The organism is Chloroflexota bacterium, assembly GCA_014360805.1.
Lineage (GTDB): Bacteria > Chloroflexota > Anaerolineae > DTLA01 > DTLA01 > DTLA01.
The window spans coordinates 1-9,370 of sequence record JACIWU010000100.1 but is presented as its reverse complement, the minus strand read 5'-3'; the positions used below and the strand labels follow the sequence as shown (position 1 = coordinate 9,370).

At 65.0% G+C, this 9,370-nt stretch carries 9 protein-coding genes and 1 tRNA gene; 1 reads left to right on the top strand and 9 read right to left on the bottom strand.

What is annotated here, in order from left to right; genetic code table 11:
- Positions 1-158 precede the first annotated feature (158 nt).
- Positions 159-914: a class I SAM-dependent methyltransferase gene (locus tag H5T65_12815; protein ID MBC7260117.1), complete on the top strand. Its 756-nt coding sequence runs from the start codon at positions 159-161 to the stop codon at positions 912-914.
- A gap of 246 nt (positions 915-1,160) precedes the next feature.
- Here H5T65_12815 and H5T65_12810 read toward each other — a convergent pair whose 3' ends face one another.
- The 9 genes from H5T65_12810 to dnaX form a co-directional block, all read right to left on the bottom strand.
- On the bottom strand, positions 1,161-1,616 hold the full coding sequence (locus H5T65_12810; protein ID MBC7260116.1) for a dTDP-4-dehydrorhamnose 3,5-epimerase family protein: 456 nt from the start codon (positions 1,614-1,616) through the stop codon (positions 1,161-1,163).
- A 28-nt stretch (positions 1,617-1,644) separates the two neighbouring features.
- A complete protein-coding gene (locus tag H5T65_12805; GenBank protein ID MBC7260115.1) occupies positions 1,645-2,412 on the bottom strand; it encodes a class I SAM-dependent methyltransferase in 768 nt (255 codons plus the stop codon).
- A 126-nt stretch (positions 2,413-2,538) separates the two neighbouring features.
- Positions 2,539-2,946 carry a cytidine deaminase gene (gene cdd / locus H5T65_12800; protein ID MBC7260114.1) on the bottom strand — a complete coding sequence of 136 codons (408 nt, stop codon included), beginning with the start codon at positions 2,944-2,946 and terminating at the stop codon, positions 2,539-2,541.
- On the bottom strand, positions 2,933-4,279 hold the full coding sequence (locus H5T65_12795) for an HlyC/CorC family transporter (GenBank protein ID MBC7260113.1): 1,347 nt from the start codon (positions 4,277-4,279) through the stop codon (positions 2,933-2,935). The genes cdd and H5T65_12795 overlap by 14 nt, the downstream gene beginning before the upstream one ends.
- Positions 4,276-5,691 (bottom strand): bifunctional UDP-N-acetylglucosamine diphosphorylase/glucosamine-1-phosphate N-acetyltransferase GlmU, encoded by a 1,416-nt coding sequence (gene glmU / locus H5T65_12790; GenBank protein ID MBC7260112.1) that lies wholly within the window; start codon positions 5,689-5,691, stop codon positions 4,276-4,278. The genes H5T65_12795 and glmU overlap by 4 nt, the downstream gene beginning before the upstream one ends.
- Before the next feature lie 229 nt (positions 5,692-5,920).
- A tRNA-Gln gene (locus H5T65_12785) sits at positions 5,921-5,995 on the bottom strand.
- A gap of 476 nt (positions 5,996-6,471) precedes the next feature.
- Positions 6,472-7,077 carry a recombination protein RecR gene (gene recR / locus H5T65_12780; GenBank protein MBC7260111.1) on the bottom strand — a complete coding sequence of 202 codons (606 nt, stop codon included), beginning with the start codon at positions 7,075-7,077 and terminating at the stop codon, positions 6,472-6,474.
- 31 nt (positions 7,078-7,108) lie between these two features.
- Entirely contained in the window at positions 7,109-7,411 is a 303-nt protein-coding gene (locus H5T65_12775; protein ID MBC7260110.1) for a YbaB/EbfC family nucleoid-associated protein, read from the bottom strand.
- Between the two features lie 47 nt (positions 7,412-7,458).
- Positions 7,459-9,186 carry a DNA polymerase III subunit gamma/tau gene (dnaX, locus tag H5T65_12770; GenBank protein ID MBC7260109.1) on the bottom strand — a complete coding sequence of 576 codons (1,728 nt, stop codon included), beginning with the start codon at positions 9,184-9,186 and terminating at the stop codon, positions 7,459-7,461.
- Between the last annotated feature and the right edge of the window lie 184 nt (positions 9,187-9,370).

The window sequence follows — 9,370 nt, the reverse complement described above, 5'->3', positions numbered from 1 at the left end:
GGCGCGGCGGCTTCGCCGCTTGTCGGCCTGGCTCGCTGCGCTCGCGGCGGCCGAACAAGCGGTTGGAGATGACGCTGGCGTCGGCGCTCCGCGCCTCCGCTGCGCGCATCTCAACCGCCGCGCCGTTGGGCGGCCTCATGGTCGCAGGAGTGAGTCAGATGCAGTCGTACAGTCAGGGCTTCGCCCGAGTCTATAATTTGAGATGGTCTGGTTTTGCTAGGCAAGTTGCTCCGCTTATCCTCAATTTCTATGCCGCCACACCGATTGGACATAAGGACAAGACCGTCCTTGATCTCTGTTGCGGCGCCGGACATCTTGCGGTCTATTTTCTGGAGAAGGAGTATCGCGTCGTTGGACTTGATCTATCGGAACACATGCTCGATTATGCTCGTGACAATGCCCGCCACTATATCGACTCTGGGCAGGCCACTTTTGTCCAGGGTGATGCGAGCAACTTCACGTTCGATGAGCGCTTTGGTTTGGTCGTTTCTACCTATGATGCCCTCAATCATCTCGAAAACGAACAGGCATTATACAGATGTTTCCAATGCGTCTCTGCCGTCAGTGATGGTTACTTTATCTTTGACCTCAACACACGAAGCGGGTTAAGACGTTGGAACAACGTGCATGTTGACGAAAGCGACGAAGATGCGGTGATCATCAGTCACGGCATGTACGATGGTAAGAGCGATAAGGCGTGGACAAGAATAAGCGGATTTGTTCGCTTGCCCAACGGACTATATGAGCGCTTTGAAGAGATTGTCTTCAACACCGTCTTTGAGATGAAAAAGGTAAGCGATCTCTTACACAGTGCTGGTTGGAAGAACGCTTACTTTGCCAAGATTCAAGACTTGAAGACAGCCCTCGATGAGCCTGAAAAGGAAGGGCGTGTCTTTGTCGTTGCGAGCAAGTAGTGGTGTTACAAGAATGGCCGCCCAACCTGCGCTTTCAGCCGACCGCTTCGCTCGCTGCGCTCGCTTCGCGGCGGCTTCGCCGCTTGTCGGCCTGGCTCGCTGCGCTCCACATGCAGTTGAGCCCAACCATCGGCAGGCCGGCGCCCACGCGCAGAGACCACGCCCATGACCCGCTATCTGTGGTGTGGGCGTTCCTGTTTCCTATCGCGCTGATCCTGCGCTACGCAGTCCGCAGTTCGCGTCCGCTCACCCGTCCTTCCGCGCCCAGTCATACGGAATCTCCGGCGAGTGCGCGGGAAAGCGGTACTCGTCGGGCTGCTCGTAGTTGTACAGCCGATCGGGGACATTCACGATGAGCGTCATCTCGGTGCTGATGCCCTTGAACCCGTGCAGCACCCCGGGCGGGATGGTCAGCAGCGTGGGGTTCTGCTCGCCGATGAAGAACTCGTTGACCTCGCCCCGGGTGGGCGAACCCTCGCGGTTGTCGTACAGCACCACCTTCGCCATCCCCTTGACGCAGATGAAGTGGTCGGTCTGCAACTTGTGATAGTGCCAACCCTTCACCACGCCCGGGTACACGGCGGTAATGTACACCTGGCCGAACCGCTCAAACTCCTCCCAGTCCGAGCGGAACATCTCCATCAGGTAGCCCCGCTCGTCGGGAATCAGCCGCAGTTTTCGGGTCTTCACGCCGTCTATCATCGTCTTCCTCCGCGAATCTGTTGTGGATTCACCGCCGCGCGACGAAGATCATCTTCTCCGAAAGCGCGTCATACGGCTCCAGGTCGGTGGAACCGTACACGGCCTCCACGGCGAACCCCGCGCGCTCCAGCAGCAACTGCATCTCAAACCGGAACACGTAGCGCAACTCGGTGTGGAGCGTGCTTCGCCTCACCGCGCCATCGGCCCCCACCTCGTCGTAGATGAGCGTCAGGTACTGCATCTGGCGGGCGTGGTCAAACCGCATGGAGGTGAACTTCTGCACCGTGCGACCGGTGGCCGCGTCGCGCAACTCGCCCTGGAGCGACAACGTCTCGCCCGCTGGTATCAGCAGCAGCGCCAGCGGCGACGCCACGTCCACGACGAGCCGCCCGCCCGGGGCCAGGTGGCGAAAGGCGCTCCCCAGCGCGGCCAGTTGGTCGGCCTGCGTCGTCATGTGCAGGAACGTGTTCAGCGGGCACAGGGCCAGCGCGAACTCGCGGCCCAACGCCAGACGCCGCATGTCGGCCTGGATGACCTGGACTCGCGCCGACACCTCCGGCGGCTCCTGCGACAGTTTGGCGCGCAGCGCCGCCAGCATGGCCGGCGAGATGTCCACCGCCGCCACCTCGTGCCCGTCCCGCGCCAGGGGCAGCGCGATGCGTCCGGTGCCGCACCCCAACTCCAGGATGGGCGAGCCGGCCTGCGCGGCGAACTGCCGGTACATCTCCACGTCCTCGCGCACGGAGGCGTGATCCAGGTCGTAGAACCGCGCCAGGTCGTCAAAGAAGTGTGTCATGTTTCCTCGCAGAAGGCCTTTAGCCCCCAGCCTCTAGCCTTTAGCCATTAGCCATTAGCCTTTAGCCCTTACCTTTCGCACATCGCCTTGCCCGGAAATGTCTGGCTAACGGCCATTGGCCAACGGCTACTTCAAATCCTCCGGGGTGAACCGTCCCGGGAGCAGGTCGGGCAGATGGTAGGTGCGGCTGTTGCCCGCGGCGTCGGCCACGATGATCCGCATGTTGGGGCCGAACTCGGCCAGCACCTGGCGGCACGCGCCGCAGGGCATCACCCCATTGCCTGTAACCACGGCGATGGCCTCAAACTCGCGCTCGCCCGCGGCCACGGCGTTGAACGCGGCCACCCGTTCGGCGCACACCGACAGGCCGTAGGAAGCGTTCTCCACGTTGGCGCCGGTGAACACGCGCCCCGACCGCGTGAGGAGCGCCGCCCCCACGCGGAATTGGGAATAGGGCGCGTAAGCGTGCTCCCGCGCCTCCCGCGCCGCCTGCACCAAATCCTTGTCATCCACGATAGGCTCACCCCTGAACATCGGTTTCGCTCGGCGCGCTCTCATCTGCCTGGGGCGCGCCCCGCACGACGCGCACCTTGCGGATGCGCCGCCCCGCGACCGACAGCACGGTGATCGTCAAATCGTCCAGGCGAATCTCATCGCCGACAGCGGCCACCCGCCCCAGTTGCGTGTAGATGAACCCGCCCAGGGTGTCCCCGCCCGTGTCGGGCAGATCGGCGTTGAGCAGGTCGTTCACGTCGTCCAGTTGCACGCCCGCGTCAAAGATGAACTCGTTGTCGCTCACGCGCTCCACCGTCGGCTCTTCCGCATCGTACTCGTCCTGGATTTCGCCCACGATCTCTTCCAGCAGGTCTTCCACGGTTACCAGCCCCGCGACCCCCCCGTACTCGTCCACCACGATGGCCATGTGCACCCTGCGCGCCTGCAACTCCCGCAGCAGGTCGTCCACCTTCTTCGTCTCCGGCACGAAATAGGCGGGACGGACGATGCGGGGCAGAGGAACGTCAAGTTTGCCCTCCTTCAGGTACACGAGCAAATCCTTCGCGTACAGCAGGCCGATGATGTTGTCAATGGTGCCCTGATACACGGGGATGCGGGAGTGCCCTTCCTTCATCACCACATCCAGGGCCTGCATGAGGGGCGTGTCGGCCTCCACGGCCACGATGTCTATGCGGGGCACCATGACTTCGCGCGCCAGCGTGTCGGCGAACTCAAAGATGGAGTAGATCATCTCCTTCTCGTCTTCCTCTATCACGCCGCCCTCTTGGCCCGCGTCCACCATTGCCATGATCTCGTCCTGCGTAACGAAGGGCATGTTGCTCGGCGCTTGCGCCCCCAGCGCCGCCGAGATTTTGTTGGTCAGGAAGACGAGCGCGCTCACCAGCGGCGAGAAGATGTGCGCCAGCAGGTCTACGGGCCGCGCCACGGCGAAGGCGATGCGCTCCGAATGGCGCAGCGCCAGGTTCTTCGGCACGAGTTCGCCGAACAGAAGCATGATGAGAGCGAGCACCAACGTGATGAGGAACGTTGCGATGCCCTCGGCGTTGGCCTGGACGAAGGGCACGGGAATCGCCGCCAGCGCCTGGCCGAAGGGGCGGGACAGGCTTGTCGCAGCCGTGGCCGCGGCCAGAAACCCCACCAGCGTAACGCCTACCTGGATGGTGGCCAGCAGGCGGCTGGACTCGGTGGCGAGGCGCTCCACCACCTGCGCCGTTCGGTTGCCCTCTTCCACCTTGTGGCGCAGCCGCACTTTGTTGAGCGTAACGACCGCCATCTCCGAGGCGGCGAAGAACGCGTTGATGGCAATCAGCACCGCCAGCAAAATCAACTCCCGAACTGCCGAACTGCTCACTTGCCAGACTCCTGTCCACCAGCACCGGCCGGCGCATCGGAGGGCCGCTCCGAGTCCTGCGGGCCGGCTTCCGACTGCGTTTTGCGCACGCGCGCGGGCACGCCGTAGGCCACCGCGCCGGGCGGGACATCGCGGGTAACCACCGAGCCGGCGCCCGTCTTCGCGCCCTTGCCGATGCGCACTGGCGCGACGAGCATGGTGTCGCTCCCGATGAACGCGCCATCCTCAATAATCGTCTTGTGCTTGCGTTCCCCGTCAAAGTTGCAGGTGATGGTCCCTGCGCCGATGTTCACGTTGGCCCCCACCTCGGCGTCGCCCAGGTAACTGAAGTGCCCCATCTTGGTCTCAGGCCCCAAGTAGGAGTTCTTGACCTCGCCGAAGTTCCCCATGTGCACGCCGCGCGCCAGGTGCGCGCCCTTGCGCAGGTGGGCGAACGGGCCGATGTCCACGCAGTCCTCCAGCACCGCCTCTTCCACCACCGAGGCCTCCACCTTGCAGTCGTCGCCGATGATGGAGTCGCGCACGATGGTGTTCGGCCCGATGTGGCAGCGGGAGCCGATGCGGGTCTTGCCCTGTAGGTGGGTATTGGGGTAGAGGATCGTATCGGGGGCGATCTGCACGTCGGCGTCCACGTAAGTGCTCAGCGGGTCCACGAAGGTAACGCCGGCGAGCATGTGGCGCTGGGCGATTCGGCGTCGCACAATCGCCTCGGCGCGCGCCAGGTGGGTGCGGTCGTTGATGCCCAGCATCTGGTCGGCATCGTCCGTGCTCACGGCTTCCACGCGCCGCCCCTGCGCCACCGCCATCGCCACCAGGTCGGTCAGGAAGAATTCGCCTTTGGGGCTTTTGTGCAGTTTTGCGACGTTGTCCCACAGCCAGTCGCTTTGGAAGCAATAGACTCCGCAATTCAACTCGCGGATGCGCTTCTGCTCGGGCGTCGCCACCGAGTCCTCCACGATGCCCACCACGCGCCCGTCTCCATCGCGGAGGATGCGCCCAAACCCCATCGGGTCATCGGCCAGCAGGGTCAGGAGGGTAAGCGTCGCGCCGGTATCCTCATGGGTAGCGGCCAGGCGGCGGAGTGTTTCCGGTTGCAGGAGCGGCATGTCGCCGTAGTACACGAGCGTGGTTCCCTGGCGCCCGCGAAGCAGGGGCGCGGCCTGCGCAACGGCGTGGCCGGTGCCCAGCGGCTCGGGCTGCGGCGCGTACAGCACGCCATCGCCCACGACGGCGCGCACCTGGTCGGCCCCATGCCCCACGACAAGGACGATGGCCTCGGCCCCCAGCGCGCGGGCGGTCTCCACGCCGTACAGCACCATGGGCCGCCCCGCGAGGGGATGCAGCACCTTGGGCAGGGCCGACTTCATGCGCGTCCCCAGGCCGGCGGCCAGAATCACCACCGATAGACTCATGTGCGCACCTCACGCGGATTTGCGGAAAGGGAGGACGGGACGGAAGCGATGCGGGCGAACGTCAAGAACAAAGATGACCCAAACCGCAGCCCCACGTTCCTTGTGGGCCTGGGCCGGGCCACCGTGTCAGAGACTGTCCTTGAATGTTTTGAGTTGTCGCCAAACGAAATCTCGTCCATCAAGAGAACGGCGGAGTCGTACCTCAGATGCCCGCAAAGCCGGAATAGTCTGGCTGGGGCGGAAGGATTCGAACCTTCGAATCGCGGCTCCAAAGGCCGCTGCCTTTCCGCTTGGCGACGCCCCAGCGGCCGCACTCATTATAGCACAGCCGCTTTTCTTTATGCAAACGCGGCGCGCCTATCGGCGGGGCAGGGCGCAGGGCAGGTTTCCGTACCTGTCCCCGGCCCCTTGACACGCCCTTCCATTCAGGTGCGACGCACTTCGGAAGTGCGTCGCACCTGATACCTGCCCCTGGCCTGCGGCGGCTATGGGAAGCCGCCCTACGTGTTTGGGCATTGTGCCACCACGAGCGTAGGGCAGGTTTCCACACCTGCCGCGGCCTTCGTGTCTTGTGTTTTTGCGTGAGAATCATGTTTCACACAAAGGCACAGAGGCACAAAGGGAAAAAGACACGGAAAATCCTCTGTGACTTCGTGTCTTTGCGCGAGCCTTGGCGGCTATGGAAAGCCGCCCTACGTGTTGAGGCCGTCAGCGGGGCGGCCTCCGCCTGCGCAAAAGGCCCCGACTTTGCGCCGGGGCCTGGCATTGCGTCCGGGGCGGTCAGATTTCCCGCCGCCCTTCCAGCGCCCGCAGCAGCGTGATCTCGTCGGCGTACTCCAGGTCGCCTCCCATGGGCAGCCCGCGGGCCAGGCGCGTGGCGCGCACGCCCAGCGGCGCCAGAAGCCGCGCCAGGTACATGGCCGTGGCCTCGCCCTCCATATTGGGGTTCGTGGCGACGATGACCTCGCGCACACCGCCCTGCCGCACGCGCTCCAGGAGCGACTCTATCTTCAAGTCCTCGGGCCCCACGCCGTCCACCGGCGAAATCACCCCGTGCAGCACGTGATAGACCCCGCGAAACTCCCGCGTCCGCTCCACGGCGACGACATCCAGCGGCTCCTCCACCACGCAGATGAGGCCGTGGTCGCGGGTCTCGTCGGCGCAGACCGGGCACGGCGAGGTCTCGCTGATGTTGTGGCAAACCTGGCAGAATGTGATGCGCTCGCGGAGTTGTTGCAACGCCTCGGCCAGTTGCTGCGCCTGTTCCTTCGGGGCGCGCAACAGGAAGAACGCGAGCCGCGAAGCCGTCTTGGGCCCGATCCCGGGCAGGCGGCTGAATTCCTCTATCAGCCGTTCTACGGGTTCGGGTAGAACGCGCGAACCCATGCAACCCTCCCCATGCCGAAAGGCGGCGGGTCTACATCAGCCCTGGAACGGACATCCCGCCGGTAACTGCACCGAGCCGCTGGGCTGCCAGGTCGCGGGCCTGCTCCTGGGCGCTCTTGAAGGCGGCCATGAGCATGTCCTGGAGCATTTCCACATCGTCTGGGTCCACCGCTTCGGGCTTGATGGTCAGCGAAACCAGTTCCTGGTGGCCGTTCATGACGACCGTAACGACGCCGCCGCCGACCGTGGCGGTAACCGTCTCATCCTTCAGCGACTCCTGGATTTTGGCCATTTCCTCTTGCATGCGCTGGAGTTGCTGCAAGAGGCCGCCCATGCCGCCCCCGCCTCCGGACGGCGCTCTCCATCCCCCTTTTCCCTTGCTCACGACGTTTCCTCCCCAACGGATGATGATTCCTCGGGCGCGATGGGCTTCGCCACCGCGCCCAAGTTATTGGCCGCGTACTCCACAAGCGGATCCGCCGCCTCGCGCACGGCAGCGTCGGGCGTGGCCGGCGTCGGCGCCTTGCGATTTGCGCCCGCGCGCGCCGCTTCCGCCGCCGCTTTCAGTTCCTGCGGCGACACCACAACCCCGCGGATGGCGCAGCGCGGCACTCCCAGCGCCTCGGCCAGCGCCTTCTCCACCAACGCCTTGGGCGCATCCTCGCTGATCTTCTTCCGATGGAACTCGGATGGGAAACCGATGACAATCACGTCCCCGTCCACGCTCATGGGCACGCCGGAGCGCAGCAGGGCCTGCGCCGACAGGGCCTGCGTCCGCGGATTGCAATTGCGAAGATTCTCCACAAAGTCGTTCCAGCGCCATTGCACGGCGTCCAAATCCACGACCCCCGCGCTTGCCGCCGGTGGCGTCGCGGGCGCGCCCGCTGCTGCTTCCACCATCGTCGGCTCTTCGCGCTTTGCCTGCGGGCCTACCACCGGTTGCGGCTTGGGCGCCTCACGCGGCGCCGCGGGGCGCGTTGTGGATGTCGGCGCGGGCGCGGCTTGCGACGCTTGCGCGGGCCGGGCCTCAGGCTTGAGGATGGCCTCGGTCAGCGCCAGTTCCAGCGGCAACTGGGGCAGGATGTTGCCCTTGATCTCCAAACTCGCCTGGGTGAGCAGGCGCGACAGGCGAAGCAGATCGTCCACGCGCAACGCCTCGGCCTGGGCGCGCATGCGGCTCTCGGCCTGGGCGCTCGCTGCGGTCAGGGCGGGGGGATTGCCCGCCTTCACCTGCAACAGATCCCGTGCGTAGTCCAGCAGTTCGGCGGTCAACTGGCGCGGATCCAGCCCTTGATCCACCAACTGCGCCACAATCCCCAGCGCCGCTTTGAGGTCGTCGTGAATCACGGCGTCCACCAGGTCGGCGAGAGGCTCCACCGACACCGCGCCCAGCATCGCCTGCACTTGTTCGCGCGTGATGGAGTCGCTCCCGTAGGCCGAGAGTTGATCCAGTAGCGAGATCGCGTCGCGCATGCTGCCGGTGGCGCTCCGGGCGATGAGTTCCAGCGCCGCCTGCTCCGCGTGGATTCCCTCCGTGTCCGCGATGAGCCTGAGCCGCTGGGTGATGAGGTCCAGGGGGATGCGGCGGAAGTCAAAACGCTGGCACCGCGAGATGATGGTGGGGGGCAACTTGTGCACCTCGGTGGTGGCCAGGATGAAAATGACATGGGCGGGGGGTTCCTCCAGCGTCTTGAGGAGCGCGTTGAACGCCTCGGGCGTGAGCATGTGCACTTCGTCAATGATGTACACCTTGTACCGCGCCACGTTGGGCGAGAAGTTCACCTGTTCGCGCAGGGTGCGCACCTCGTCAATGCCGCGGTTGGAGGCGCCGTCAATCTCAATGAGGTCAATCAGCCGTCCCTCGTTGAGGGCCTGGCAGACGGCGCACCGGTTGCAGGGCTTGGGGCCGTCCTCGGCCAGGCAGTTCACGGCCTTGGCCAAGAGGCGGGCCATGGTCGTCTTGCCCGTGCCGCGCGGCCCTGCGAACAGGTAGGCGTGGGCGATGCGCCCTTGCGCCAGCGCGCTGGTGAGCGTGCGCACCACGTGCTCCTGGCCCACCACTTCGTCAAACGTCTGGGATCGCCATTTGCGGTACAGTGCTTGCGCCACGTTTTCCCTCCCGCGTGTAGTGTAGCATTGTTGCGAGATTTGCGCAAGGTGGCCGCAGCGGCGTTCGGAGCCCGCGCGGGGCGCAAAGACCGCAGCCGCGTGTGCCCGCGCGCGGTGGCGGCGTCCCCTCTCCCGCTGGGAGAGGGCCAGGGTGAGGGGCGGTTGGATCGCGAAGGACACGAAA